The 25,155-nt window shown below is 72.0% G+C and carries 32 protein-coding genes and 1 pseudogene; 17 read left to right on the forward strand and 16 right to left on the reverse strand.

All coding sequences use genetic code 11. From position 1 onward, the window contains the following. The 8 genes from H483_RS34800 to H483_RS34830 all read left to right on the forward strand — a co-directional run bounded on the left by H483_RS34800 (window position 1) and on the right by H483_RS34830 (window position 8,285). Window positions 1–1,638: an ABC transporter substrate-binding protein gene (locus H483_RS34800; RefSeq protein ID WP_017837999.1), complete on the forward strand. Its 1,638-nt coding sequence runs from the start codon at window positions 1–3 to the stop codon at window positions 1,636–1,638. Then, window positions 1,593–2,630, forward strand: coding sequence for an ABC transporter permease (locus H483_RS34805; RefSeq protein ID WP_017838000.1), 1,038 nt, complete (start codon window positions 1,593–1,595; stop codon window positions 2,628–2,630). Before H483_RS34800 ends, H483_RS34805 begins: the two co-directional genes overlap by 46 nt. Further along, on the forward strand, window positions 2,623–4,404 hold the full coding sequence (locus H483_RS34810) for an ATP-binding cassette domain-containing protein (RefSeq protein WP_017838001.1): 1,782 nt from the start codon (window positions 2,623–2,625) through the stop codon (window positions 4,402–4,404). Before H483_RS34805 ends, H483_RS34810 begins: the two co-directional genes overlap by 8 nt. Next, window positions 4,401–5,033, forward strand: a complete 633-nt coding sequence (locus H483_RS34815; protein ID WP_017838002.1) for an ABC transporter ATP-binding protein — start codon at window positions 4,401–4,403, stop codon at window positions 5,031–5,033. Before H483_RS34810 ends, H483_RS34815 begins: the two co-directional genes overlap by 4 nt. Window positions 5,034–5,103: 70 nt before the next feature. Next, on the forward strand, window positions 5,104–5,739 hold the full coding sequence (locus H483_RS0119995; RefSeq protein WP_042330083.1) for a TetR/AcrR family transcriptional regulator: 636 nt from the start codon (window positions 5,104–5,106) through the stop codon (window positions 5,737–5,739). After that, window positions 5,736–6,506, forward strand: coding sequence for a maleylpyruvate isomerase family mycothiol-dependent enzyme (locus tag H483_RS34820; RefSeq protein WP_017838004.1), 771 nt, complete (start codon window positions 5,736–5,738; stop codon window positions 6,504–6,506). Before H483_RS0119995 ends, H483_RS34820 begins: the two co-directional genes overlap by 4 nt. A 130-nt stretch (window positions 6,507–6,636) precedes the next feature. After that, the gene (locus tag H483_RS34825) at window positions 6,637–7,839 is read left to right on the forward strand and encodes an MBL fold metallo-hydrolase (protein WP_017838005.1); all 1,203 of its coding nucleotides are present in this window, start codon (window positions 6,637–6,639) and stop codon (window positions 7,837–7,839) included. A gap of 41 nt (window positions 7,840–7,880) precedes the next feature. After that, window positions 7,881–8,285 (forward strand): four-helix bundle copper-binding protein, encoded by a 405-nt coding sequence (locus H483_RS34830; protein WP_017838006.1) that lies wholly within the window; start codon window positions 7,881–7,883, stop codon window positions 8,283–8,285. Here H483_RS34830 and H483_RS34835 read toward each other — a convergent pair whose 3' ends face one another. Beyond that, complete coding sequence (locus H483_RS34835) at window positions 8,286–9,395, reverse strand: cell wall metabolism sensor histidine kinase WalK (protein ID WP_042330141.1); 1,110 nt, start codon at window positions 9,393–9,395, stop codon at window positions 8,286–8,288. A 74-nt stretch (window positions 9,396–9,469) separates the two neighbouring features. Beyond that, the gene (locus tag H483_RS34840) at window positions 9,470–10,192 is read right to left on the reverse strand and encodes a response regulator transcription factor (RefSeq protein WP_031265133.1); all 723 of its coding nucleotides are present in this window, start codon (window positions 10,190–10,192) and stop codon (window positions 9,470–9,472) included. Window positions 10,193–10,426: 234 nt separating this feature from the next. Here H483_RS34840 and H483_RS34845 point away from each other — a divergent pair, with 234 nt between their 5' ends. From H483_RS34845 to H483_RS34865, 5 genes are all read left to right on the forward strand, one after another. Beyond that, on the forward strand, window positions 10,427–11,080 hold the full coding sequence (locus tag H483_RS34845; RefSeq protein WP_017838009.1) for a DUF305 domain-containing protein: 654 nt from the start codon (window positions 10,427–10,429) through the stop codon (window positions 11,078–11,080). 2 nt (window positions 11,081–11,082) lie between these two features. Continuing rightward, window positions 11,083–11,709: a CueP family metal-binding protein gene (locus H483_RS34850; RefSeq protein ID WP_238556361.1), complete on the forward strand. Its 627-nt coding sequence runs from the start codon at window positions 11,083–11,085 to the stop codon at window positions 11,707–11,709. Window positions 11,710–11,818: 109 nt separating this feature from the next. Then, window positions 11,819–12,574, forward strand: a complete 756-nt coding sequence (locus H483_RS34855) for a hypothetical protein (protein ID WP_017838011.1) — start codon at window positions 11,819–11,821, stop codon at window positions 12,572–12,574. A gap of 130 nt (window positions 12,575–12,704) precedes the next feature. Then, complete coding sequence (locus H483_RS34860) at window positions 12,705–13,100, forward strand: helix-turn-helix transcriptional regulator (RefSeq protein WP_017838012.1); 396 nt, start codon at window positions 12,705–12,707, stop codon at window positions 13,098–13,100. After that, a complete protein-coding gene (locus H483_RS34865) occupies window positions 13,097–15,112 on the forward strand; it encodes a cation-translocating P-type ATPase (RefSeq protein WP_017838013.1) in 2,016 nt (671 codons plus the stop codon). The genes H483_RS34860 and H483_RS34865 overlap by 4 nt, the downstream gene beginning before the upstream one ends. On the opposite strand, the gene H483_RS39280 is transcribed toward H483_RS34865, so the two are convergent. The 9 genes from H483_RS39280 to H483_RS34905 all read right to left on the reverse strand — a co-directional run bounded on the left by H483_RS39280 (window position 15,003) and on the right by H483_RS34905 (window position 19,386). Beyond that, window positions 15,003–15,323, reverse strand: coding sequence for a hypothetical protein (locus tag H483_RS39280; protein WP_146166327.1), 321 nt, complete (start codon window positions 15,321–15,323; stop codon window positions 15,003–15,005). The two genes, H483_RS34865 and H483_RS39280, sit on opposite strands and share 110 nt — an antisense overlap. Continuing rightward, a complete protein-coding gene (locus H483_RS39285; RefSeq protein WP_017838014.1) occupies window positions 15,313–15,837 on the reverse strand; it encodes a hypothetical protein in 525 nt (174 codons plus the stop codon). The genes H483_RS39280 and H483_RS39285 overlap by 11 nt, the downstream gene beginning before the upstream one ends. Beyond that, entirely contained in the window at window positions 15,828–16,406 is a 579-nt protein-coding gene (locus H483_RS34875) for an RNA polymerase sigma factor (RefSeq protein WP_017838015.1), read from the reverse strand. Before H483_RS34875 ends, H483_RS39285 begins: the two co-directional genes overlap by 10 nt. Continuing rightward, complete coding sequence (locus H483_RS34880; RefSeq protein WP_017838016.1) at window positions 16,403–17,047, reverse strand: hypothetical protein; 645 nt, start codon at window positions 17,045–17,047, stop codon at window positions 16,403–16,405. The genes H483_RS34875 and H483_RS34880 overlap by 4 nt, the downstream gene beginning before the upstream one ends. Window positions 17,048–17,061: 14 nt before the next feature. After that, window positions 17,062–17,616, reverse strand: a complete 555-nt coding sequence (locus H483_RS34885) for a DUF6286 domain-containing protein (RefSeq protein WP_017838017.1) — start codon at window positions 17,614–17,616, stop codon at window positions 17,062–17,064. Continuing rightward, entirely contained in the window at window positions 17,613–18,062 is a 450-nt protein-coding gene (locus H483_RS34890) for a hypothetical protein (RefSeq protein WP_017838018.1), read from the reverse strand. The genes H483_RS34885 and H483_RS34890 overlap by 4 nt, the downstream gene beginning before the upstream one ends. A gap of 3 nt (window positions 18,063–18,065) precedes the next feature. Next, a complete protein-coding gene (locus H483_RS39725) occupies window positions 18,066–18,242 on the reverse strand; it encodes a hypothetical protein (protein WP_017838019.1) in 177 nt (58 codons plus the stop codon). An 82-nt stretch (window positions 18,243–18,324) separates the two neighbouring features. Then, entirely contained in the window at window positions 18,325–18,858 is a 534-nt protein-coding gene (locus H483_RS34900) for an Asp23/Gls24 family envelope stress response protein (protein ID WP_017838020.1), read from the reverse strand. 177 nt (window positions 18,859–19,035) lie between these two features. Continuing rightward, window positions 19,036–19,386 (reverse strand): hypothetical protein, encoded by a 351-nt coding sequence (locus tag H483_RS34905; RefSeq protein ID WP_017838021.1) that lies wholly within the window; start codon window positions 19,384–19,386, stop codon window positions 19,036–19,038. Window positions 19,387–19,599: 213 nt separating this feature from the next. Between H483_RS34905 and H483_RS34910 the strand changes: the two genes are divergently transcribed. Continuing rightward, entirely contained in the window at window positions 19,600–19,797 is a 198-nt protein-coding gene (locus tag H483_RS34910) for a hypothetical protein (RefSeq protein WP_017838022.1), read from the forward strand. Window positions 19,798–19,817: 20 nt separating this feature from the next. Here the strand turns inward: H483_RS34910 and H483_RS34915 are convergent, their stop codons facing one another. Both H483_RS34915 and H483_RS34920 read right to left on the reverse strand, forming a co-directional pair. Beyond that, entirely contained in the window at window positions 19,818–20,003 is a 186-nt protein-coding gene (locus tag H483_RS34915) for a DUF6440 family protein (protein WP_017838023.1), read from the reverse strand. A 32-nt stretch (window positions 20,004–20,035) separates the two neighbouring features. Continuing rightward, window positions 20,036–21,180: pseudogene (locus H483_RS34920) on the reverse strand (RNA polymerase sigma factor). 163 nt (window positions 21,181–21,343) lie between these two features. Here H483_RS34920 and H483_RS34925 point away from each other — a divergent pair. After that, window positions 21,344–22,135: an oxygenase MpaB family protein gene (locus H483_RS34925; RefSeq protein WP_052308389.1), complete on the forward strand. Its 792-nt coding sequence runs from the start codon at window positions 21,344–21,346 to the stop codon at window positions 22,133–22,135. Window positions 22,136–22,143: 8 nt separating this feature from the next. Then, entirely contained in the window at window positions 22,144–22,398 is a 255-nt protein-coding gene (locus H483_RS40195; RefSeq protein ID WP_238556362.1) for a hypothetical protein, read from the forward strand. 9 nt (window positions 22,399–22,407) lie between these two features. Here the strand turns inward: H483_RS40195 and H483_RS34930 are convergent, their stop codons facing one another. From H483_RS34930 to H483_RS34940, 3 genes are all read right to left on the reverse strand, one after another. After that, entirely contained in the window at window positions 22,408–22,677 is a 270-nt protein-coding gene (locus H483_RS34930) for a DUF3072 domain-containing protein (protein WP_031265135.1), read from the reverse strand. 90 nt (window positions 22,678–22,767) lie between these two features. Beyond that, window positions 22,768–23,175 (reverse strand): YciI family protein, encoded by a 408-nt coding sequence (locus H483_RS34935; protein ID WP_017838026.1) that lies wholly within the window; start codon window positions 23,173–23,175, stop codon window positions 22,768–22,770. Between the two features lie 774 nt (window positions 23,176–23,949). After that, window positions 23,950–24,531: a hypothetical protein gene (locus H483_RS34940; RefSeq protein ID WP_152428038.1), complete on the reverse strand. Its 582-nt coding sequence runs from the start codon at window positions 24,529–24,531 to the stop codon at window positions 23,950–23,952. Window positions 24,532–24,738: 207 nt separating this feature from the next. Here H483_RS34940 and H483_RS34945 point away from each other — a divergent pair, with 207 nt between their 5' ends. Beyond that, on the forward strand, window positions 24,739–24,969 hold the full coding sequence (locus H483_RS34945) for a sigma-70 family RNA polymerase sigma factor (RefSeq protein WP_017838028.1): 231 nt from the start codon (window positions 24,739–24,741) through the stop codon (window positions 24,967–24,969). Window positions 24,970–25,155: the final 186 nt, after the last annotated feature.

Raw genomic sequence — 25,155 nt, forward strand, 5'->3', positions numbered from 1 at the left:
GTGAGATCGATCGTCACCCTGGTCGGCACCGGCCTCGCCGTCACCCTGGCCCTGGCCGGCTGCTCGGTGCCCACCTCCTCCCCCGCCGGGGGCCAGGGTGAGGGAGGCCAGGGCGAGGTGGACCAGATCGTGCTGGCGGACGGCGGGGACCCCGGTGAGTTCAACCCGGTGTCCGGATACGGATCGACCGGCGTCTCCCCGCTGTACGAGGGACTCCTGCGCCCGGCCGCGGAGGACGACTCGACGTTGCCCCGGCTCGAGCCCGCCCTGGCCGCGGAGGAGCCCGAGGTCAGCGCGGACGGGCTCACCTGGACGGTCCGACTGCGCGACGAGGTGCGTTTCCACGACGGCTCGCAACTGGATTCGGGCGACGTGGCCGCCACCTACCGAGCCGTGGTCGACCCGCGTTCGGCCTCCCCCATCGCCTCGGACTACTCCACGATCGAGCGGGTCGAGACCCCGGACGCTCTGACCGTGCGCTTCCAGCTCCGCGCGCCCGACCCGGGCATGCCGGCCCGGCTGCTGCTGGGCATCGTCCCCTCCGAGGCGCTGACCCCAGGACCGGCCTCGGCGTCGGTCCTCAACTCGGCGCCGGTCGGCACGGGCCCCTACCGGCTCGACCGCCTCACCGCCGCGGAGGCCGTGCTCGAGGCCTTTCCCGAGCACCGCGACGGCCCGCCCGAGGTGAGCCGGTTGGTCCTGCGGTCGGTTCCGGACGCCGATGCGCGGGCGCAGATGGTGATGGCCGGGGAGGTCGACGGGGCTTCGCTGCCGCCCAGGCTCGCCGAGGGGCTGGCCGACCGGGACGGTCTGGAGCTGGTCTCGGTGTCGTCGGCGGACTGGCGCGCGGTGGCGCTGCCCATGTCGCATCCCTTCGCCGGCGATCCCGCGGCCCGGCGGGCGCTCAACGTGGCCGTGGACCGCGACGGCCTGGTGGACCGCGTCCTGTCCGGGTACGGCAGGCCGGTGGCCTCCCCCATCAGCGACGCCTACCCGGAGTACGAGTCCTCACCGTTCACCGAGGCGCGGGACGCGGGCGAGCGCACCGCCGAGGCGACCGAGATCCTTCGGGAGGCGGGATGGCGGCCCGGCGACGACGACGTGCTCGTCCGCGACGGCGAGCGCGCCGAGTTCACCCTGGCCTACCCGGCCACCGACCCGGTCCGTCGCGAGCTGGCCTCGGCGTTCGCCGACCAACTACGCGACCTCGGGGTGGCGGTGACCGTGTGGGGCGGCAGTTGGGACCAGATCGAGCAGCGGATCGGGGAGGTGGCGATCCTGCTCGGCGGCGGCGACAACCCCTACACCGTGGACACCCAGGCCTACCGGGCCCTGCACTCACGGACCGCCGCGACCGGCCCGCTGGACAACCCCGGGGACTTCAGCGACCCGCGGGTGGACGCGGCCCTGGACGCGGCCCGCACCACCGCCGACCCCGTCGAACGCACGGAGTTCTACCGCGAGGCGCAGCGCGCCTACGCCCGCGCCCCCGGCCACGTCTTCCTGGCCACGCTCGACCACACCTACGTTCTCCGGGAGACCGGCCACACCCGGCCCGCACCGATCCTCGAACCGCACACGCACGGTGTGACATGGGGTCCGTGGTGGTCGCTCGCCTCCTGGACCCGCGACCGGTGATCCGCCGACTGCGCGAGCGCCGCTCCGACCTGGCTCGCCTCTCGGCCCGCCGCGCCGTCGCGGCGCCGCTGGTCCTGCTGGCCGTCACGGTCGGTGCGTTCGTCCTGGCCGCGACCTCCCCGCTGGAGCCGCTGGCCGCCCACTTCGGCGCCGGATACGAGCGCACCACCGTGGCCGAGCGAGCCGCGGCGGCCGCCGCGCTGGGGACCGACCTGACGTGGTGGCAGGCGTGGTGGACGTGGGTGGTCGGGCTGGCCGCCGGCGACGCCGGGTTCTCCTACTCCTACCGGCAACCTGTGCTCGAGGTGGTGACGCAGCGGTTGCCGTGGACGGTCCTGCTCTCCGCCACCGCGCTCGCCCTGGCGTTGGCGGTCACCCTGGCGGCCGGTGTCGCCGCCGCCCGCCGACCGCACGGCGCCGTCGACCGGGCTCTGGCCGCGACTGCCGTGCTGCTCAGCGCCGTGCCCCCGTTCGTCCTGGCCATGGGGTCGGTCGCGGTGTTCGCGGTGACGCTGGGGTGGCTGCCGGTCACCGGGGCGGCCCCGCCCGGCCAGGACCCGACGCTCGCCACTCTCGCACGCCACCTCGTCCTGCCCGCGGTGGCGCTGGCCGCGGGTCAGGTCCCGTGGATGCTGCTGGCCCTGCGCCGCTCGGTCCTCGACGCGGAGGCCTCCGCACCCGTGGCCGAGGCCCGCGCCCGGGGGCTGAACGAGCCCACGGTGCTCACCGGGCACATCGCGGCCGTGTCGTGGACGCCGCTCATCGCGCTGCTCGGCGCGCGGCTGCCCGAGCTCATCGCGGGGTCGCTTGTGGTGGAGGCCGTCTTCGCCTGGCCCGGCCTGGCCGCCGCCACCGTGGACGCCGCCCTGGAAGCCGACTTCGCGCTGCTGGCCGCGGTGACCCTGGGCGCCTCGGCCACCGTCCTGGTGGGGACCTGGCTCGCCGACTGCCTGCTGCTGCTGGCCGACCCCAGGGTGCGGATCGATGCGTGAGTACGTGACCCCCCGCCGCGCCGTCGCGATGCTCCTCCTGGCGCTGGTCGTCGCGTACGCGATCGGCTGGCCACTGCTCGCCCCGCCGGCGTGGGTGGACACCGACTACCTGCGCGCCGGGCTGGCCCCGGGTCGGCCGCACCTCATGGGCACCGACACGCTGGGCCACGACACCTCGGTGCGGGTGGCGCAGGCGCTGCGGGTCTCCCTGGCGGTGGCCGCCGGGTCCGCGGTGGCCGCGGCGGCGATCGGGGTGGCCGTGGGCGCCGCCGCCTCCGCGGGCGGCGCGCGGGTCGACGCGCTGCTCATGCGCCTGACCGACGCCGTGGCCGCGGTGCCGCACCTGTTGGCGACGGTCGTGGTGGTGGCCCTGTTCCGGGGGTCGATCACCGCCCTGGTCCTGGCCCTGGCGCTGACCCACTGGCCCCCGGTGGCGAGGATCGTGCGCGCCGAGACGCAGAAGGTCATGGCCTCGGGGTACGTCGCCGCCTCGCGCGTGGCCGGGGCCTCGCCCGCCGGGTTGGTGCGCCACCACGTGCTCCCGGCCGTCGCCGGACAGGCGGGGCTGGCCGTGGTGGTGATGCTCCCCCACGCCGTATGGCACGAGTCCACGCTGTCGTTCCTGGGCATCGGACTGCCGCCCGAGGAGGCGAGCCTCGGCACGCTCGTCGCCCTGTCCCGGGCGGATCTGCTGCTGGGCCGCTGGTGGGCGCTGGCCTTCCCCGCCGCGGCGCTGATCGTGGTGACCGTGGCCGTGGCGCTGCTCGCCCCCGCAGGGCGGTGCCGGGGACGCAGGGGGGCGTCGCCCGCGATCCACGAGATCGACGACGACAACGGGTCCGGTCCCTCCGGCGACCCGATACCGTCGACACCTGTTCCGTCGACACCTGTTCCGTCGCCACCTGTTCCGTCGCCACCCGTGGCCTCGACCCCGGCGCTGGAGATCGCCGGACTCACGGTGTCGGTGCCCGGCCCGGAGGGCCACCCTGTCCGGATCCTCGACCGCGTCACGCTGCGTGTCCCGCCGGCGCGGGTGCTGGCCGTGGTGGGCGAGTCGGGCGCCGGCAAATCGACGCTCGGGGACGCGTGCTGCGGTCTGCTACCGGAACAGGCCCACGTCCGGGGTCGCATCACGGTCCTCGGGGACACGCTTCTCAGAGATTCGCTTCTCAGAGATACGGCCCGCAGGTCCCGGGTGGGCCACGTGCCGCAGTCGGCGGCCGCCGCGTTCACACCCACCCGGCATGTGCGCGGGCAGCTCGCGGAAGCGCTCGCCGCGGCCGGGCGGGGGCGGGATGGCCGCCGCTCGGTCGCCGAGCTGTGCCTCGAGGTGGGTCTCGACCCGGCGCTGGCCGACCGCTATCCGCACCAGTTGTCCGGAGGGCAACTCCGGCGTGCGGCGATCGCGGCCGCTCTGGCCACCGCTCCGTCGGTGCTGGTGGCCGACGAGCCGACCGCGGGCCTGGACGCCGGGCCCGCCCTGGCCACTCTCCGGCTGCTGCGCCGCCTGGCCGACGAGCGCCGCATCGGCCTCGTGGTGATCACCCACGACCTGGCCACGCTGACCGACTCGGACGCCGCCGACGAGGTCGCCGTGCTCCGGGCCGGCCACCTCTGTGACGTGGGCCCGGCCTCGCGGTTGCTCGCCGCACCCGACACCCCGTACACCCGTGAACTCCTGGCCGCCGCGCTGCACCCCGGATCGGCGGCGGTGCCGGCGGTGCCCGACTTCACACCGGAGCTCGGCGCGGCGGTCGGGTCGTCGTCGTCATGACCCTCGTCGCCGACCGGGTCACCTACCGCCGTCCCGACGGCGGATTCGTCCTCCCGCCGACCGACCTGACCGTGCGACCCGGACGGATCACCGCGCTCGTCGGGCCCTCCGGGTGCGGCAAGACCACGGTGGCCCACCTGCTCGCGGGCCTGCTCGTCCCCGGCTCCGGTTCGGTGACCGCGGGGGGCGTGGGTGTGCGACGTCGTCGGGGTCGGCTGCCCGGCCACACGGCCCTGCTGGACCAGGATCCGGTGTCCGCGACGGACCCGCACCTGACGCTGCGCCGGGCCCTCACCCTGTCGGCGTCGGTGCGCGGCGTCCCCGTGGACCCGGACGCACTGGCGGTCGAGGTCGGCCTGGACCCGGCGCTGCTGGACCGCCGCCCGGCGGAGGTCTCCGGCGGGCAACTCCAGCGCGCCTGCCTGGCCCGCGCGCTGGCCCAGGAACCCCGGTACCTGATCGCCGACGAGGCCACCGCCCATCTGGATCCGCTGAGCACGGCCGCGATCGCCCGCACCCTTCGCCGGCGGGCCGACGGAGGCCTGGGCGTCCTGGCGATCACCCACGATCTCCGACTGGCCGGGCGCTGGGCCGACGAGGTGGTGACCCTCGGGGCCCACGCGCCGTGACGGCACCGAGACCCGAACGCAACCCGATCGCCTCTGGACACCGGCGGGTCACCGGCGCACAATCCTAACCATGTTAGGCACTCCGAATCGCGATAGGTCGGCCGAACGACGTGAGGCGACACGGCGGGAGATCATCGACGCCGCGTGGGCGGTGGCCCGCGAGCAGGGCCTGGCCCAGCTCACCCTCCGCGACGTCGCGGCCCGGGTGGGCATGAAGGCGCCGTCCCTCTACTCCCACGTGGACTCCAAGAACGCGATCTACGACGCGATGTTCGCCCAGGCGTGGACCGAGTGCCTCGAGGTCATGCTGTCCCTCGACGAGCAGCGCTCGTCCGACGCCCGGGGGACGGTCCGGCTGTACGCGCGGGCGTACTTCGACTTCTGCGTCACCGACCTGGCTCGCTTCCAGCTGATGAACCAGCGCACCATCCCCGGCTTCACCCCCAGCCCCGAGGCCTACGCGCCCGCGGTGCTGGTGCTCGACGGTCTGCGCGAGCGGTTCGCGGCGATCGGGATCACCGACCGGGAGGACATCGACCTCTACGTGGCGGTGGTGGGCGGCATGGCGGACGCCCAACTCGCCAACGATCCCGGCGGCGATCGCTGGGCCCGCCTGTTCGACCGCGCGGTCGACATGTACCTCAACGACGTCGGCATCCCGACCGGCGTCCCGGTCACCACCACACAGGAAGGTACACCGCCATGACCACGACAACCGGGCACCACCGCTCGAAGAACGACCCGCGACAGCCCCTGCTGGACCGGGACACCGCCGGACGCCTGGCCGAGACCGAATACGAACGGGTGGCCGAGATGCTCGAACGACTCACCCCCGAGCAGTGGGGCACCCAGACCGACTGCACGGAGTGGGACGTGCGCGCGATGGCCGGGCACATGCTGGGCATGATCCAGATGCTCGCCAGTTGGCCGGAGATGATCCGTCAGCAGATCGCCTCCGGCAGGCGGGCCAAGCGCGAGGGCTGCCTCCCCATCGATGCGATGACCGCGCTCCAGGTGGAGAAGAACGCCGGCCTGTCGACCGGGGAACTGATCGCGGAGGTCCGTCGGTCCGCCCCCAAGGCCGCCCGGCACCGGCGAGGCGCACCGGGCGTGATGCGGACGCAGACCATGGAGGACAACGGCGAGTGGTGGTCCATGGGCTACCTGTTCGACGTGATCCTCACCCGCGACCCGTTCATGCACCGCGTCGACATCGCCTCCGCGACGGGCGTCGCCATGACGGCGACCCCGGAGCACGAGGGGGTGATCATCGACGACGTGGTGACCGAGTGGGCCGGTCGGCACGGCCAGGCCTTCGACCTGGAGCTCACCGGCCCGGCGGGCGGACGCTGGCACCACGGCGGACACTCGGGCGCGGGAGAGAACCTCACCATGGACGCGTTCGAGTTCTGCCGAGCACTCAGCGGCCGGGCCCCGGCAGAGGGGCTGCTCCGGACCCAGGTCCCGTTCTGACCCGGATCGTGAATGTGCTTTTATCCGACCGAGTGTGAGGTAGATTACATTCCGGGCACAACGCGCTGGTAGCGCGCACTTCTCCGGCTCGTCGCCGCCTCTGACTCGACCCCGGAAGAAGGACGCCGCCATGCCCCCGTCAGAACCACTCCCCCCGCCTCCGCGCACTTCCCGCCTCAGCCGCCGCTCGGTCCTCTCCGCCTTCGGCGGGGCGGTCGCGGCGACCGGAATCGTGGGCTTCGGCAGCGGCTCCGCCGGAGCCCAGAGCCTCACGGGCTCCCTGGGCTCCGGCTCCCTCGGGTCGTCCGGCGGCACCCCGCCGGACGGCATCCCCTCGGCGCAGCGTGAACCACTCGAGCTACTGCTCCTGGGGACACTCGCCGGCCCGATGGTGGAGAGGACGCGGGTGGGGATCGCGTCGGTCCTCGTGGTCAACGGGGCCGCCTACGTGATCGACTGCGGGCGGTCCGCGGTGACGCAGTACGGGCTCACGGGCCTGGAACTGGCGGCGATCAGCGACATCTTCCTCACCCACCTGCACGCCGACCACATCGCGGACTACTACAACTTCGCGCTCATCGGTGGGGTGGTCGCCAACGCCGCCGGGGACAAACTCGTGGCCCCCGTCGGCGTCCACGGCCCGGGGTCCGCGGGCGGACTGCGACCGCCCAACGTCGACTACCCGGACTTCCCGGTGGTCGCCCCCCAGAGCCCGACCCCGGGCACGGCGGAGATGACGCAGCGGCTGGACGAGGCCTACGCCTACACGTCGAACATCTTCCTCCGGGACAACGGCCCCACCGGTGGACCGCCCGACCCGCGCACGCTGTTCGACGTCCACGAGATCGTGATCCCGGACGTCGGCGCCAGCTACACCAACACCTCCCCGGCGATGGACCCGTTCCTCGTCATGGAGGACCAGAACGTCCGGGTCACCGCCACCCTCGTCCCGCACGGGCCGGTCTTCCCCGCGTTCGCCTTCCGCTTCGACACCGCGCACGGGTCGGTGACGTTCTCCGGGGACACCAGCCTCAGCGAGAACCTGGACCGGTTGGCGCTCGGCACCGACACCCTCGTGCACGAGGCGATCAACGTGCGCGGTGGCAATCTGCCGCCGGCCATGATCGAGCACAACCTGGAGTCCCACGTCGAGGTCCAGGTGGTGGGACAGGTCGCCGAGCGCGCCGGCGCCAAGCGACTGGTCCTCACGCACCTCGGCGACTACTCCGGCGTCGTGGACGTGCGGCAATGGCACGACTGGGCCCAGGAGGGCTACGGCGGGGACGTGATCGTGGGCCACGACCTGCAGCGGATCGTCCTGGCCACCCGCTGACCCCCGCCTCGCCCTCACCAGAACGAGCTTCAGGAGGAACCATGAGCACCATCGACATGATCACGTCCCACCCCCACCCGACCGGTGGTCTGCCCGTCGAGTTGCTGGCGGAGGCGATCGACGCCGCGTCCGCGTGCGCGCGCATCTGCACCGCCTGCGCGGACGCGTGCCTGGCCGAGGAGTCGGTCGCGGAGATGCGCGACTGCATCCGCACCGATCTCGACTGCGCGGACGTGTGCGCGGCCACCGCGTCGGTGCTGAGTCGCCGGACCGAGACGATCTCGGGGGCGGTCAAGGAGTTGCTCAGCGCGTGCCGCGTCGCGTGCGCGACGTGCGCTGACGACTGCGGGTCCCACGCGGGCATGCACGCCCACTGCGCGATCTGCGCCGAGGCCTGCCGCCGCTGCGAGACGGCGTGCGCGGAGTTGCTCAGCGCGATCGGGTGATCAGGGCCACCGGGCGGTCCGGGGGATCGTGAAGCTGAAGCGCGCGCCGTGCCCGGGGCCGTCGCTGGCCGCGCTGACGCGACCGCCGTGGGCCTCCACGAGTGCGCGGGTGATCGCCAGCCCGATGCCACTTCCCCCGCCGTGTCGGCCGCGGGCGGTGTCCACGCGGTAGAAGCGGTCGAAGAGGTGATCCAGGTGGTGCGCGGCCACGCCCTCGCCGGTGTCGGTGACAGTGACGGACACCCGCCTCAGAGCCACCGTGTCGGTGCCGGACGTCCTGGTGCCGGTGTCCGCGGGGAGCAGGCTGGTGCTGACGGTGACGGAGCCACCGGCAGGGGTGTGCCGTAGTGCGTTGTCCAGCAGGTTCCCCAGTACCTGGCCCATGCGGTCGACGTCCACGGTGACCTCGGCGTCGACGAGGTCGCGGGCGGTGAGCTCCACCCCCTTGTCCGCGAACCGCTCCCGGGCGGCGTCGAGGGCGCTCCCCACCAACCCGGCGATGGTGGTGGGGACCGGATGGAGGCGGGTCAGGTGCTCCTCGACGGCCGAGACGGCTACGATGTCCGACGCCAGGCGTTCGAGTCGGCGGGTGGCCGTCCACAGCACCTCCCTGGTGTCGTCGTCGTAGTCCCGCACACCGTCGTCGACGGCCTCGAGGTAGGAGTCGATCGTGGCCAGCGGGGTGCGCATCTCGTGACCGAGGTCGGCGAGCATCCGGCGTCGCGTGGTGTCGGTGGCGTCGAGTCTCCGGGCGAGTTCGTTGACGCTCGTCGCGAGGTCGTCGAACTCCCGCCCCAGCTCGGGGCTCGCGACGCGCGTGTCGTAGCGTCCGCCGGCGATCTCGGCGGTCGAGGCGGTCACCACCGCGACCGAACGCTGGACCCTGCGGGTGAGGTACCAGCTCGCCAGCAACGCCAGGAGCACCGCGACGCCCACCGCCAGCCCCCAGGCCAGGACGATCGAATCCGTGAACGCCTCCTCGACGTGGGCGGCCTCCGCGGAGTCGTGCTCGATCCCGGCCTGCCCGAGGTGGTCGTGGAAGATCTCGGGCGCCAGCACCGAGGCGACGAGCCAGGCGCTCCCCGCGCAGCCCACCACCACCCCGGCCATGACCACCAGCAGACGCGTCCCGAAACTCGCCCCTGCGAGCCGACCGCGCCGCACCTCGCCGACAGCGCCGCCGCTCACCGCCCGGCCCCCATCCGGTAGCCCACTCCGCGGACGGTGCGGACGTAGCGACCCCGCGCGGCCTCGTCACCGAGCTTGCGGCGCAGGTGCGCGACGTGAACGTCCACCAGGTGGTCGTCGCCGACCCAGTTCGGGCCCCACACCCTCTCGATCAACTGGGATCGGGTGAACACGACACCCGGGTCGCGGGACAGGGCGGCGAGCACGTCGAACTCGGTTCGGGTCAGGGCGACGGCCCGCCCGTCGACGCTCACCTCGCGACCGGCCACGTCGATGGTCAGATCCCCGATCCTCCGCAGACGCGCGTCCACCGGGGTGGTGCCCGCGGACCCGGCGGCCGCCACCTCGTCGTCGTACCCGGTCACGGGACCCCGCGGTCTGCGCAACATCGCCTGGATCCTTGCCATGAGCTCGCGGGGGCTGAACGGCTTGGTCATGTAGTCATCCGCGCCGACGGACAGCCCGATCAGTGTGTCGACCTCGTCGGTCCGGGCGGTGAGCATCACGACGTACGCGTCGGAGTGCGCCCTGATCCGCCGGCACACCTCGACCCCGTCCAGCCCCGGCAACCCCAGGTCCAGGACGATCACGTCCGGGTCCACCGACCGGGCGAGCGTGACCGCCTCGGCACCGTCGCCGGTGACGGTGACCTCGAATCCGTCGCGACGGAGATACGAGGCGACCAGGTCCGCGAGGGACTGCTCGTCGTCGACGACCATCGCCCGCAACCCCGTGGGCGGGCGCGGCACGGGATCGGGTGCACCGGCCTGTCCGTGGTCGCCAGGGCTGGAGGTCATGGGTCCCATCATCGCGCCCCTCCTGCGGTTCCGCCGCCCCCGCGACGGCCTTGACCAAACCTTCACACGACCTCCATCCGGAGCGCCGGACCCGACGGGCAGGATGGTTCCCAGCAGTCCGGGCGCCCGGCCGCTCCGTTCGAAAGGACCTCGACGATGACCAGCAGGATCTTCCTCGCCGCCGCAGCCGTGGCCGTCCTCACGCTCTCCGCCTGTGCCGACGACGGCGACGACACGACGGCCACGACGCCGGCCACGACCACCACCGCCGAGGACGGCGCTCCCGCGACCACCGAGGAGGGCGACGCGTCCGAGCACTCCGCCGCCGACGTGCGGTTCGCGCGGATGATGATCCCGCACCACGAGCAGGCCATCGAGATGAGCGACATCATCCTGGCCAAGGAGGGTGTCCCCGACGACGTCCGCGAGCTGGCCGAGGAGATCAAGGCCGCGCAGGGCCCGGAGATCGAGCAGCTCGGCGAGTGGCTCGAGGAGTGGGGCGAACCCGGCATGGGCCGCGGCGACCATGGCGACCACATGGGTGACCACATGGGTGACGCCGGCGAGATGCGCATGATGGACGGGATGCTCTCGCCGGAGGAGATGCAGGAGCTGGCCGACGCCGAGGGCACCGACGCCGCGCGGTTGTTCCTGGAGCAGATGATCGTCCACCACGAGGGCGCGATCGACATGGCCGAGGACCAGGTGTCCGGCGGCACCCACCCGGAGGCGGTCGAGCTGGCCCAGACCATCATCGACACCCAGCAGCGGGAGATCGATCAGATGCGCGAGATGCTCGCCGGCCTGTGACCGTGACGAGTGCTCTGACGACTGTTCCCCGCCCGTCCGCGCGCCGTCGCGCCCTGCTCGCGGCCGTGGTCGCGGGATCGTTGGGGCTGACCGCCTGCACCTCGGCCGGGCCGGAACCGGACTCCACCTCCGACCGGGCCGCGGCCACCCTCGTCGAGCGACACGGCCTCGAGGGGTTGGACGCCCGGCAGGTGATCGAGCGGCTCGACACCATGCCCGTGGCCGAGCGGCCCGACGACCTGTGGGCTTCCGTCGAACCGGACCAGCTGGTCCTGAGCGACCCCACCGGCGACCTCGAGGAGGCGGCGCTGCCGATGCCGGCCGACGAGTTCTACCTCTCCGTGGCCCCGTACCGGACCTTCACGCACGACTGCTTCTTCCACAGCCTCACCACGTGCCTCGGGGAGCTCGGCGGCGAGACCGTGCAGGTGACCGTGACGGACGGGGCGACCGGGCAGACCGTGCTCGACGAGACCCGCACGACCTACGACAACGGCTTCGTGGGCCTGTGGCTCCCGCGCGACCTCACCGGCACCCTGACGATCGCGCACGAGGGCGACTCGACGACCTCGCCCGTCTCCACCGGCGACGACGACCTGACCTGCCTGACCACGATGCAGGTGGCGTAGGCGCCGCACCCGTCACACCGACTCAGCTGCACCATGGGGCGACCCGCCATCCGGTTCACACCCGCGACACGCCGCCGGATTTGACGCAATAGATCCCGGGCCGGCCGCGTTGCAGGACGGGAGCTTCCTCCCCTCAGCGCCCGGTCAATCGAGCGCCCTGTCCCGGTGGATCCGCGTCGACCGGCCGGTTCTGTACCTGCAGCCCGGGGCGTCGGCCGAGGTGGTCGCGACGATCTCCGTGCCCGCCGAGGCCCCGGATGCCGAGCAGTACGCGGTGATCTGGGCGTCCCACACCTCCGCGTCCCCGGGCGGGAGCGCGACCGGATCGGGTACTGGGTCGGTGGGCTCAGCGGGGTCGGTGGGGTCGGAGGCCGGATCGCTCGGGTCGGTCGGGTCCTCCGGGGGCGGTTCGGGCTCGCACGAGGCCGGCCTCGACCGGATCTCCCGCGTCGGGGTCCGCGTCTACCTCTCCACCGGCGCGGGCGACGACCCCGGGTCGGGTTTCGAGATCGTCGATCTCCGGCCGGTCTGGACCGCGCTCGGGGTGGCCGCCTTCCTCGCGACCGTGTCCAACACGGGACGACGGGCGATCGACGTGGCCGGCACCCTCGACCTCACCGGCGGGCCCGGCGGGTTGGCGACCCCACCGCTCGCAGCGGAGCCCGTCACGATCGCTCCCGGCGAGACGGCCGAGGTCCGATTCCCGCTGTCGGCGGACCTGCCGGTCCCCGCCGGCGAGTGGAACGCGACCGTCGCTCTGGCGAGCGGCGCCGAGAAGCAGACGCGAGCGCAAGACCTCACCCTTCCCTCGCCTGACGACGGACCCACCCCGGACGAGTCGACCGGTGCCACGTGCTGCACCTGATCCTGACCATCCTCACCTTCGGCCTGTGGCTCCCGGTGTGGGCGGTGCTCGCGATCGCCAATTCCTAGCGGCCGGGTCGACGCCGGCGTCGACCCTGGAACACATCGCTCAACACAGTTATCATCGTCGAATGACGATCAATGCCGGGGTTGCGTGCGCGGACACCACCGGGTGCCGGTCACGGACGGAGCCGGGAGCGGCCCCCGAGTCAGGGCCCGGACTCGATGCCGCTGCCGCGCTGTTCCGCAGCCTGTCCGACGGGACCCGGCTGGCGATCATCCGCCGGCTCGCCCGCGGTGAGACCCGGGTCGCCGACCTGGTGGCCGAGCTCGGGCTGGCTCAGTCCACGGTGTCCGCCCACGTCGCGTGCCTGCGGGACTGCGGGCTCGTGGAGGGGCGACCGCAGGGCCGGCAGGTGTTCTATTCGCTCGCCCGTCCCGAGCTGATGGACCTGCTGTCCTCCGCCGAGACGCTCCTCTCCGCGACCGGGTCGGCGGTCGCGCTGTGCCCCGACCACGTCTCGTGAGCGACGCGTGCGGGTGCGGCCCCGACGAACCGCTGGCCGGCGAGCACGAGGACCGCGGTCCGGAGAAGCTGTGGCAGGTCACCGAGATCCGGGCCGCGGCCATCGCCGGGCTCCTGCTGCTCGCGGGACTGATCCTCGGCTGGACGGCCGGCCCCCACGCGGCCGGGTCCGCGCTGTTCGTGCTCGCGCTGCTGGTGGCCGGTTACACCTTCGTCCCCTCGACCCTGAGGCGGCTCGTGCGCGGCAGGATCGGCGTGGGCACGCTCATGACCATCGCGGCCGCCGGTGCGGTGATCCTCGGACAGATCGAGGAGGCCGCCATGCTGGCGTTCCTCTTCGCCATCAGCGAGGGGCTCGAGGAGTATTCGGTCGCACGCACCCGCCGCGGCCTGCGCTCCCTGTTGTCGCTGGTGCCGTCGACCGCCACCGTCCTCCGCGGCGGGCGTGAGCTGCGGGTGGAGACCGACGACCTGCGTCTGGGCGAGGTGATGATCGTCCGACCGGGCGAGCGGATCGCCACCGACGGCACCATCCGCACAGGGCGAACCGCCCTGGACAACTCGGCGATCACCGGCGAATCGGTCCCGGTCGAGGCCGGTCCGGGGGACGAGGTGTACGCGGGGTCGATCAACGGCAGCGGCGCCCTGGAGGTCACGGTCACCGCGGAGGCGCGGGACAACTCGCTGGCGAGGATCGTCCGGATCGTCGAGGCCGAACAGTCCCGCAAGGGCGAGGCCCAGCGGCTGGCCGACACCGTCGCCAGGCCCCTGGTCCCGGGCATCCTCGTGGCCGCTGCGCTGATCGCGGTGGTGGGGAGCCTGCTCGGCGACCCGCAGGTGTGGATCGAACGGGCCCTCGTCGTCCTGGTGGCGGCCTCGCCCTGCGCCCTGGCGATCTCGGTGCCCGTCACCGTGTACGCCGCCGTGGGTGCGGCCAGCCGGTTCGGGGTGCTGGTCAAGGGTGGCGCCGCTCTGGAGGCCCTCGGCCGCATCCGCGGAATCGCCCTGGACAAGACCGGCACCCTGACCCGTGGCCGTCCTGCCGTCGTCGAGATCGCGACCGCGGACGGGGTCTCCGGGGCGGAGGTCCTCGCGGTGGCCGCCGCCCTGGAGGCCCGCAGCGAACACCCGTTGGCGGCGGCGATCCTGGACGCGGCCGGCCACGAGGTCCCCGCGGCCCGGGAGGTCACCGCCGTCACCGGCGCCGGCCTGACCGGGCTGCTCGACGGGCGGTCGGTCCGGTTGGGTCGGCCCGGATGGATCCGGCCCGGCCCCCTGGCGTCGGATGTCGAACGGATACAGCACCACGGCTCGACGGCCGTGCTGGTCGAGCGGGAGGGCGAGGTGCTGGGGGCGATCGCGGTCCGCGACGAGCCGCGGCCCGAGGCCGCGGAGGTGGTCGCCGCGTTGCGCCGCGACGGCTACCGGGTGGCGATGCTCACCGGGGACAACGGCCGCACCGCCCGCGCGCTGGCGGCCGAGGTGGGGCTCGACGACGTCCACGCGGACCTGCGGCCGGAGGACAAGGCCCGCATCGTCACCCGGTTCCGCGCGGAGAGGGCGACGGCGATGGTCGGCGACGGCGTCAACGACGCCCCCGCCCTGGCGACCGCGGACCTGGGGATCGCGATGGGGGCGATGGGCAACGACGTCGCGATCGAGACGGCCGACGTGGCCCTCCTCGGCGAGGACCTGCGGCACCTGCCCCGGGCGCTGCAGCACGCCCGCCGCTCCCGCCGGATCATGCTGCAGAACATCGGGCTCTCGCTGGCGATCATCATCGGGCTGGTGCCGTTGGCGCTGGCCGGCGTCCTGGGGCTGGCCGCGGTCGTGCTGGTGCACGAGCTCGCGGAGATCCTGGTGATCGCCAACGGTGTCCGCGCCGGACGCACGCGCCGCGGGCTCAGCCCCGGTGGAGCGACTGCACCCGCACCTCGAGCTCGGTACCGACCGGCACCGAGGCGCCCAGGGCGTCCCGCAGGACCGACTGGATCTCCCGCACGCTCTGCCTGACCGGTCGGGAGGGGTCCAGGCTCACCTCGACGGTGACCCTGTTGCCGTCGCGGTCGACGTGGAGACCGAAGTGACTCAGGACGGGGCCGGCCCGCCGTATGCGGGCATCGAGCGCCCGCAGTGAGGTGCCGATGCCGGGTTCTATCCCGTTGACCCCGGGGACGGCGACCACCAGGTCGATCAACTCCGCTGCCGTCGGCTCAGTTCTCATGAAGATCCTCGATGTGGACGTCGACCACCAGGTCGACGAGGTCGAATTCGCGGGCGCACGCACCACGCACCGCCTGTCGGACCGCGTCCGCCAGGGCGGGCAGATCCGGGGTCGACGCCGCGAACGAGACGCGGCACGCGATGCGGCGGGGCAGACCGCGGGTACCCCAGCCCTCGACCGGATCGTGGTCGACGGTGGTCCGCAGACTCAGCACCCCCGGGACGCCGTCGACGGTGTCGCGGATCAGTGTCCGCAGGGCGAGTTCGGTCAGCGAGTAGGGGCCGATGTCGGTGGGAGGCATCTGCACCCGCGCGCCGTGTCGGGCATCCGCGCGGACGGCCTCCGCCAGTGCCGACCTCGCCCGACCGGACAGCTGCACGGAGTCGTCGCCCCGGCTCTCGAGCTCGTCCCAGTCGCGGTGCAGGGCACTGATCTGATCGAGATAGTGCCGGGTGGCCTCGGCGTCGTCGGGTCCACCGGGTCCGGAGGATCCGTCCATGGTGTTCACCGCCATTCCTTCATATATTCGATCACGTGCGTGCGGGCACGCGCGAGGCGGCCCCGCGCGGTGGACTCGGTGATGTCGAGCGCGGACGCGACCTCCCGATAGGACATGCCGTCGATCTCGCGCAGTGTCCAGCAGGACCGCAGATCCGGGTCCATCGTCCCGAGCACCCGGGCCAGGGCCTGCATCTGCGCGTTGACCATGGTGGTCTGCGCGGGGTCGGACCGGGGGCCCTCGTCGCGATGGACGTTCAGGAGCTCGGGCGGCTGGGCGTCGGTGGAGCGGCGGGCCCGGCGGCGGGCGATGTCGGTCGCCCGACGCGAGCAGATCTGGGCCAGCCAGCTCCGCACCGCATCCGGGTCGTCCAGGAGATGCAGCCGCTTCCACGCGGTGAGCAGCGACTCCTGGACCACGTCCTCGCTGTCCTGCCGGTCCCCCAACACCAGGTAGGCGATGCGGAACAGGCGACCCTGGTGGCGGTCGATCAACACGTCGAAGGCCTCGGGGTCACCGTCCTGTGCGCGCAGCACCAGGGTGCGGTCGGGGTACTCCCCCGGCGGGGAGGGCGCGGGGGTCATGCCGCCTCGGAGACCAGTTCCCCGCCCGCACCGTGATGGCGCACGGCCACGCGGTCGGATCGGGAGGTCCGCGGGGTGTGCACGCGGACCAGCAGGTCGACCGACCGAGGGCTGGTGCCGAGGGCGGTCTCCGGATCCGCGGCCAGCACCCGGCGGGCCTCCTCGACAGCCCATTCCACCTGCGCCTCCTCGGCGATCGTCACCTCGGCCAGGATCCGCAGGGAGGTCGTGGAGCCGGAGACCCGCACGGACGCCTCCTCGACGCCGGGGACGCCCTCCACCCGCTCGGCCAGTGCGCGCTCCAGGACCTGGGGTTCCAGGGTGGCCAGGACGGTGCCGTCGTCGTCGTGCAGACGCAGAGAGGTGTGCGCCGGTGCGGTGGGGATCTGCGCGAGCAGCAGACCCAGCCCGGCGAGCACGGCGAGGACGGAGGCGGCGGTGGCGGCCGGCAGTGCCCACCCACGGTGCTCCTGCACCAGCGTCGACACCGTCGAGTCGGCCGGCACCGTCAGGCCGGCGAGCGGCGAGCCCGCGGGGATGAGGGCGAAGGACACCGCGACCAGCCACGCCGCGACGGCCAGGGTCAGCAGACCCGCCACCGTCAACGCGATGCGGTTTCGGGTTCCGGACAGGCTACGCATGATGTGTCGTCCTCTCAGCTTCTGCGGTGGGTGCGCACGCGGGGGCGTGACGGACCGGACGGGCGCAGTTCGGCCAGCGCCCGGTCCACGGCGTCCTTCGCTCCCCTGGTCACCGGGGCGGGGTCGTCGACCACGGTCGCCACGGCCACGTCGATCCGGCGCCGGCGGACGGCCACGCTCGTGCTGTGCACGCCGTCGACGTTCTCGGTCCGCCGTTGGATGCGGCGGGCCAGGTCACGGCGGGAGATGGCGGTCTCGCCCGGGACGTCGTCCGCGAGGACCAGGACGCGCGACGGGAGTCCCGGCACGAGGGCGGCCAGCAGTAGGGCGAGCCCCACCACAGCCAGGACGACGGCGGCGATGCGCATCTCCGTCGATCCGATGCCGGTGCCCGAGATCGAGTCCACCGTGGCGGACGCCGCCGAGGGCCAGGTGCCGTCGACCAGGTAGGTCCCCAGCAGCCAGCTCCCCAGGCCGCCTGCGGCCAGGAGCGCCGCGGCGAGCAGTGCCACCGGGATGGCGCGCGGTGGCCGTCTGATCAGTCCGCTTCCGCGGGTCCGTGCACTCATCTCAGTGCTCCTCTCGTCGCGGTCCCGGGGTTGAGCCACGAGATCTCGATGTCCAACCGGCCCACCTGGAGGCCGGTCAACTCGCCGACCCTCTCGCGCACGTACCGGCGCAGGCCTCGGCAGGTGTCGGACAGGTTCACGGGGAACGCGACGCCCACGTCCAGCGTGAGCACGGCGACGGTCCCGTAGAGGTCGCAGGTGGCCGACGGGCGCGAGTCGAAATCCCGGCGGGCGCCCACCCCCAGCAGACCTCCGGCGGCGCCGCCCACGTGGGTGTACTCGGAGGCGACCTGCTCGGCGATGCGGCCGACGACGGACGCGGGGATGGTGGTGAGTCCGCGCTCGGCGGCCGGCCGGAGCGCCTGGTCCTGCGGTGCGGACTCCTCGACCGCGGCCGGATCCGTGGCGGGCCGGCGACCGGTCTGGTCAGTCTGCGCGGCGGTCACGGGTCACCGCCTCCGGCGATCGGTGAGGCCCTTGATCTCGACGCGTCCCTCCATGGCCAGGCCCACGGCCACACCGATCACGCCGGAGATCAGCACGATGAGGAACTGGCCGATGGAGCCGAACGCGGCGACGGCGCCGAGGAACAACCCCACCAGAAGTGTGAGATGGGTGGTCTTCATGAGAACTCCTCGCTCAAGGGGGTGCGGGGGCGGGCCGGGCGACCCGCCCCCGCGGTGCAGCAGTGGTGGATGGGTCGGCGGGTCAGCGGAGCTCGGTGCTGCGGCCGCTTTCGGAGCCGGAACGCCCGGTGTCGTCGTCGTCATCCTGGGGCAGGCGGACGTCGGTGACGTTGACGTTGACCTCGACCACCTCGAGCCCGGTGGTGCCCTCGACCTGGTCGATGACGTTGCGCCGGATGGCGTTGCCCACGTCGACGATCGAGGCGCCGTACTCCACGACCACCGTCACGTCGATCGCGGTCTGGGTCTCACCCTTCTCGACGCTGATGCCGCCGGTGACGTTGGTCTGGGCGTTGGGGATGCGATCGGTCACCGCCGAGAAGGCGCGGCGGGCGGCGTTGCCCATGTCGTAGACGCCGGGGACCTCACGCGCGGCCATGCCGGCGATCTTGGCCACGACCCCGTCGTCCAGGGTGGTGACCCCGCGGGACGTCTGGAGCGGTCCCCGAGCGGGCTGCTTCTCCACGGCCTTCTCCTGCGCGGCGGCCTCCGCGGCCTGTGCGGCCTCCTGCTCACGCGACTGCTCACGACCGGTCTTGGGGATTGCGTTCGACATGCTTCCTCCTCGTGGGAAGGCCCGGCTCCGGGCCGGGCCTCCGATGGGCAACTACACAACTAAGACGTCACGAGCCGACGGATCGTCACGAGCACTCTCGAACTTTTTTTCCGGGGCTTCGATCGCGCCGGAGTCCTGCAGAGCTGACCGGCAGGGCCGGGGGGATGGGCCGGGGTTCTAGTCCGTGATCCCCGGCAGTCGATCTATGCGGACGCGCAGTGCCCGATCGGGCTGGCGCAGGGCGAACTCCGTACGCCCGCGCGGGCCGGGGCGGGCGCGGGAGCCCGAGCCGGACCGGCGGGAGCGCCGGGACCCGGGCAAGGACACCGGGGCCCTCAGGAACACCGCGGTCGCGCCCACGACGAGGGCGAACACCATCACGCTGAACAATGCGGGCACCATCCACCCGCCGCCTGCATGGAGCGCCGCCCCGGGCATGAGAGCGGCCACAACCGCCACGGAGGCGAGGAGCGCGATGCCCGCCATCGCGAGAAAGGGGCAGGTGCGGGGCCCGGGGAGAGAACTCACGGCGGTTCTCCTTTCAGCGTCTGCCCCTGATTCGGAGACCTGCGCCACACGGATGGGCCGGCGCTCCCCGTCTGCGGGGACATCGACGAGTCAGGTCGGCGATTCGGCCCCCCTCTACCCGCGGGCACCATCGAGGACTATGGTCATCCGCGACCACAGCGCATCCGCGGTCGAGAACAGCGGATGCGCCGTCGATCCAGGACGAGGAGATCCATGGCCACCTCCACCATGCCGCCCCAGGTGCTGGGGCAGCGGATGCAGTTGACGACTCTCGAATTGGGGGTCGGCGCAGCAATCGCCGCGGTGGCGGTCCTGGGGGTCACGCTGTTCGCGGTGTCGGGCGAAGCCGCCCAGCCCTCCGCGGGCACGGACCGGAACGCCCCCACCTCGGTGGTCAGCCAGGTCCCCTGAACGACCCCGGGTAGCTCCCCTTAGAGCGAGGGGTCGACGACGGGCTTACCGTCGGCGCCCAGGAGCGCGGTGAGCCCGCCTGCGTATCCGCCCGAGCGCCACAGGTAGCACACCCCGGTCTGGGTGTCCCTGAGGATCTCGACGCTGCTGCCGAACCCCATGCTCTGGGAGTGGACCTTCTCGAAGCGCTTGTCGTTTCTCGCCATACCCCGATGGTCTCATCCGCCGCGGCAGGCCCTCATGGCCGCGTGAGGTCAGCCGCCTTTCGACCCAGGTAGCGGCGCTCGGGGAGCGACGTCGCCTCCTCCGCCGCGCGGAGGTAGAGCTCGGCGGCCGCGGCCCGGTCCCCCGCCCGCTCGTACAGATAGGCCTCGGCCGCGGTGCGCCGGGGAAGCGACCGTGGCACGTGCTCGAGCGCGGCCAGCGCTTCGCGGGTCCCCCGGGCGTGCCCCACCGCCACCGCGCGGTTCAGTCGGGCCACCGGGCTGTCGTTCCACTCGAGCAGCTCGTCGTACCACTCGACCACCTGCACCCAGTCGGTTTCGGCGGTCGAGCGCGCGTCGGCGTGAAGGGCGGCGATCGCGGCCTGGGCCTGGTACTCCCCCGGCTCATCGCGGGCCATCGGCTCCGGTCCTGCCGGGCCAGCGGGATCAGCTCGCCGTCGTCGTCTCTCCGCGCGGCCCGGCGGGCGTGGTGCAGCAGCATCAGCGCGAGCAGTCCCCGCACCTCGGGATGGTCGATCGACGCCGACAGTTGCCGGGTCAGCCGCAGCGCCTCCTCGGCCAGGTCCACCTCGCCGGTGTACCCCTCGTTGAACACCAGGTACAACACCCGGAGCACGGTGGCCACATCCCCGGGCCGGTCCAACCGCTCACCTGAGATCGTGCGCTTCGCGCGACTGATGCGCTGCGCCATGGTGGCCTCGGGGACCAGGAACGCCCGCGCGATCTGTCGGGTGGTCAGCCCGCCGACCGCGCGCAGCGTCAGCGCCACCGCTGACGGGGCGGGCAGCGACGGGTGGGCGCACAGGAAGTAGAGCCACAGGGTGTCATCGACCTCAGGCGCCGGCGCCGGCCCTGCCGCCGGGTCGGCGCCCGGGCCACCGGAGGATCTCGACGACGACGAGCCCACCACCTGCTCGGTCGCCGCCAGTTCCTCGCGACGCCGACGGGCAGCCTCCGAGCGCGCGGCGTCCAGGAACCTGCGCCACGCCACGGCGATCAGCCAGCCGCGGGGGTTGCGGGGCGGGTCGTCCAGCCAGGTGCGCACGGCCTCGAGGAGCGCGTCCTGCACGGCGTCCTCGGCCGCGGCGAAGTCGGCCCCGCGGCGGACGAGCACGCCGATCACCTGCGGGGTCAGCTCGCGCAATTCCGGCCCGATCATCGTGGGATCGATTCTCCTACTCCGGGCGCGCGGTCGGTGGTGATGAGCTGCAACTTCCCGCAATGACTTTACAAAAGGGAAGCATATGTCTAATGCTCTCGGTCATCCGACGTGAGCTGATTCACGCAGAGCGCTCAATGGAGAGCACCGACGAGGGGGCGACGTGGCAACCACAGGGAAGAACCGCATCGACGAGGGGCTGTTCGGCCCGGGTTCCGTGGCATGGAAGGTCTGGACGTTCCCGGCGTCCGCGCTGCAGGGCTTCGCGCGGGCCGTGACGATCGAACACCTGGACCCGGATCTCACCGCCGCGGTCGACAAGACCGGCCAGGTGATCCAGCGGACGCCGCTGCGGTACGACCGCACGATGGAGTACTTCTCCGCCGTGCTGTTCGCGGACACCCCGACGGTCATCAAGATGTCGGACATTCTCATGAAGGTCCACTCGCGCGCCTACGGGATCAACAAGGTCACCGGCAACGAGTACGACTCCAACAATCCGGACTCGCAGCTGTGGATCCACATGACGGCGTGGCACTCGATCCTCTACGTCTACGAGGTGTTCGGGCCCGGCAGGCTCAGCCGCGACGAGGAGAACGAGTACTGGCGCCAGTGCGCGATCGCGGCCGAGGTGCAGCCGATCCGGCAGGAGGACGTGCCCCGCACGCGCGGTGAGGTGCAGAAGTACTTCGACGACTGGCGGGACAAGCTGGCGGCGTCGGAGGCGGCGATCTCCAACGTCGACCACATCCTCGACGGCTTCGAGACCATCGAACCGCGTCTGCCCGCGTTCATCAAGAAGGCCGGGCGGCCGTTCCTGCGGGCGAGCATCATCGCCACCTATCCGCGGTGGATGCGCCCGATGCTGGGCGTCACGCAGTCGCGGGCGGTGGACAGCGCGTCGATCGCCCTGTGGAAGATGTTCTACAAGGCCGCACATAACAACCCCGACTAATGATGGCGATGGTCGAGCGGGTCAGCCCACGCTCGGTCCGCTACATCGAGCCCGCGATCCGCGGCATCAAGGCCGACAGCCCGCGGACACATTCGCCTGCGTGGGCCCGCGAGCGCTACGGCGATCCGCGCACCCCGCTCGAGCAGTACGCGGACATCAAGGCCGCCCGCGCGCAGGGCGCCGCCGAGCAGCCGTACGAGCACAACCACACCGAGCCGGTCCTCGAGTTCAAGGAGGCGGACCAGAACCCGGTGGCCGTCTGACCGGACAGGTCAGGTGGTCCGCGGGTTGCCCTTCTGCAGGCGGTCGATGTGCTCCGAGGCCTGCGCCTTGGTCAGGGTCGCGGGCAACTCCTCGCCGGCCTCGCGCGCGAGGGTGTCGAGGTAGCTCTTCTGCGCGGCGGTCATGGGCTCGTCGCCGGTCACCCAGTCCTCGGGATCCCGCTGCACCGAGGTGTCGCCGGCTCCCGGGGTTTCGGGGACCGGCGCACCCAGGGTCTCTTCCGTGGACGACTGGGTCGGGTCCTGCTCGGGGTTGGTCATGCCCGCACCGTACGCGCGGAGCGGGGACCGGACCACCGAGCGGCCACCCAGCCCGGCCCAGCCCGTCCCGGCCGAGCCGGCCCGGCCGCGTCAGCTCTCGAACTCCGGCGGCGCCTCGAGGAACGGACGGAGCTCCAGCCACTCGTGGATCGGCTCGCCGCCCGCGCCCGGGGCCGCGGACAGCTCTGCCGCGAGCTCGAGTGCGCGCTCGTAGGTGGCGGCCTCGATGATCATCCACCCGGCGATGAGGTCCTTGGTCTCGGGGAACGGGCCGTCCGTGAGCGGCGGGCGGCCCTCGCCGTCGTACCGCACCCACGTCCCCGACTCCGACAGCGCGTTGGCGTCGACGAACTCGCCGGACTCCTCCAGGCGGGCGGCGAAGTCGTTCATGTACTGGATGTGGGCGGAGACCTCCTCGGGCGCCCACTCGGTCATGGGCACGTTGTTGGGCGGCTCGGGCGCGCCCCGGTAGTGCTTGAGCAACAGGTACTTGGCCATGGTGATCCTCCTCGTACTGTGCGACCCAGTGTGGTCGCTTCACCAGGAGGACGGAACCGGATCCGGGTTCTCGACATGCGGCGGCCAAGGACTACAGCCGCACTAATAGACTTATCGAGTCGCGAAGTTCAAGTAGTCGGTGAACTTCCAGATGGGAGCAGGCACTACAAGCCGTTGTTCCATCTGGCAGTAGACCTCTTGTCCGTTTGAAGGGTTGACCGCCCTGGCTCCCTCAACTTCGCATCGCCTACCTCCCAGAGAGTTCTCCACTCGGGTCATGCGGCTCCAGTCCGTCGCCTCCGGGTGCCGGAAAGGCTCCTGGCTCGGCGCCCAATGGAATGCATCGGTTTGGAGGCGTCGCGCACACCAGGCGCGGGTGCCGTTCTGCGTGTAGGCCCACTCGCCGGGCGCAGGGCACGCGGTGTACATCACGATCCAGTTGGAGGCGACGAACCTGGGAGCCGGCGGAGGCGGTGGCACCGGGTCCTGCCAGAACAGCGGGAACGGCAACGGAGGAAGTTGGCCAGCGGTCGACCCCATCGGTACCGGTACGGAGATCGGTTCTATGGGCGGCAGCTCCAGCGATCCACCGGGCAGTGGCTGCGCCTGCGAAACGGGAGTCGCATTGACACTGAGCGCGAGGACACCGAGTGCGCTGGCGAGAAGCCTACGAATGTGAGACATGGGACCTCCGAAAGCGGGCTTTGACGATATTCGGCATGTAAGCAGGCAGGTCCGACATGGTGACTTGTGCGGCGCGGCGGAGATTCGGCGTCACGGGAAGATCCACGGATCGCGCTGGTCGAACATGAAGCCGGGCAAGGTGGTCGATCTCGCGCCCAGATCGTCATGAGAAGTAAGCCTGGCGAAGGTCGGGCCGGCAGGGGTCTGGCGAACGTCGTGCAGCACGATGCGCGCGGGTTTGCTGCGGCGGATGCCGTTATAGCACGCTGGCACACACTCGACCCACACCTTGTCTGCGGTCCCCTCAGCCGTGCCATCGAGCCACGATGTCCAACGGATGTTCTGGAACTGCCCGTTCCCATTGCCGCAGGCGATGATGATGGTCGACGGCGTTCGCTCCGGAACGTTGCCACAGTTCAGCGCCACGGTCCGGCCACCGAAGGGATCAAACGGCGGCGCGGGATACACCCACTCGAACGGGTGCGGCAAACCCGGAAGCGGCGCAGCCTCCGACCCTGGTGGGACGGCCACTGGAATGGGTGCGAGCTCCGGTACCTGGATGACGAACGGCCCGACATTCACTTCGACGGCACTCGCCGCTGGTGCCAATCCCGCGGAAAAGACGATTGCCGCCGCGGCTCCAGCAATCGCACGCCAACGGAAAGAACTCATCGGTCGCCACCCCCCGGGCCAGACGTCCGAACGACGTCGATCCACCAATGATGAACGTCAAGTCATGTTTGCATCGCGGATTTGCGCCATTTTCCACCACAACCGCGTCCCGAGCGCACACCTGCTACCCCCAGGTAAGCACGGCAATCCGCAGCTCCGGCCGCCGAACCACACCACAACCCCACGAACCAGGCGGACAATATCCGCGTGACCACGACCGAGGCGGAAACGTACCGCCGTGAGATCCTCGGCTACTGCTACCGCTACTTCGGCTGTATCGCGGAGGCCGAAGACGCGACGCAGGAGACGATGCTGCGTGCGTGGAGGGCGCGGGATGGCGCCGAATTCGGCGGCCGCTCGTCGCTGCGTACGTGGCTGTATTCCATCGCCACCCACGTCTGCCTGGACATGACGCGGGCGCCGCAGCGGAGCCGGTGAGGGTCGCAGGCTCTTCGATGACTCCGTCCCCACGACGCGGATGCATCTGCTGAACTCGACGCAGACCCAGGCGGGCAACATCGTCGCGACCTACGCCCTGCGCTCGGACTCCGCGGACGCCTGACCGGACCCACTCGCCCATCACCCGAAACCCATCACCCCGCCGCCTATCGATCAGAGGAGAAT

The organism is Dietzia sp. UCD-THP (assembly GCF_000349585.1).
Taxonomy (GTDB): Bacteria; Actinomycetota; Actinomycetes; order Mycobacteriales; family Mycobacteriaceae; genus Dietzia; species Dietzia natronolimnaea_A.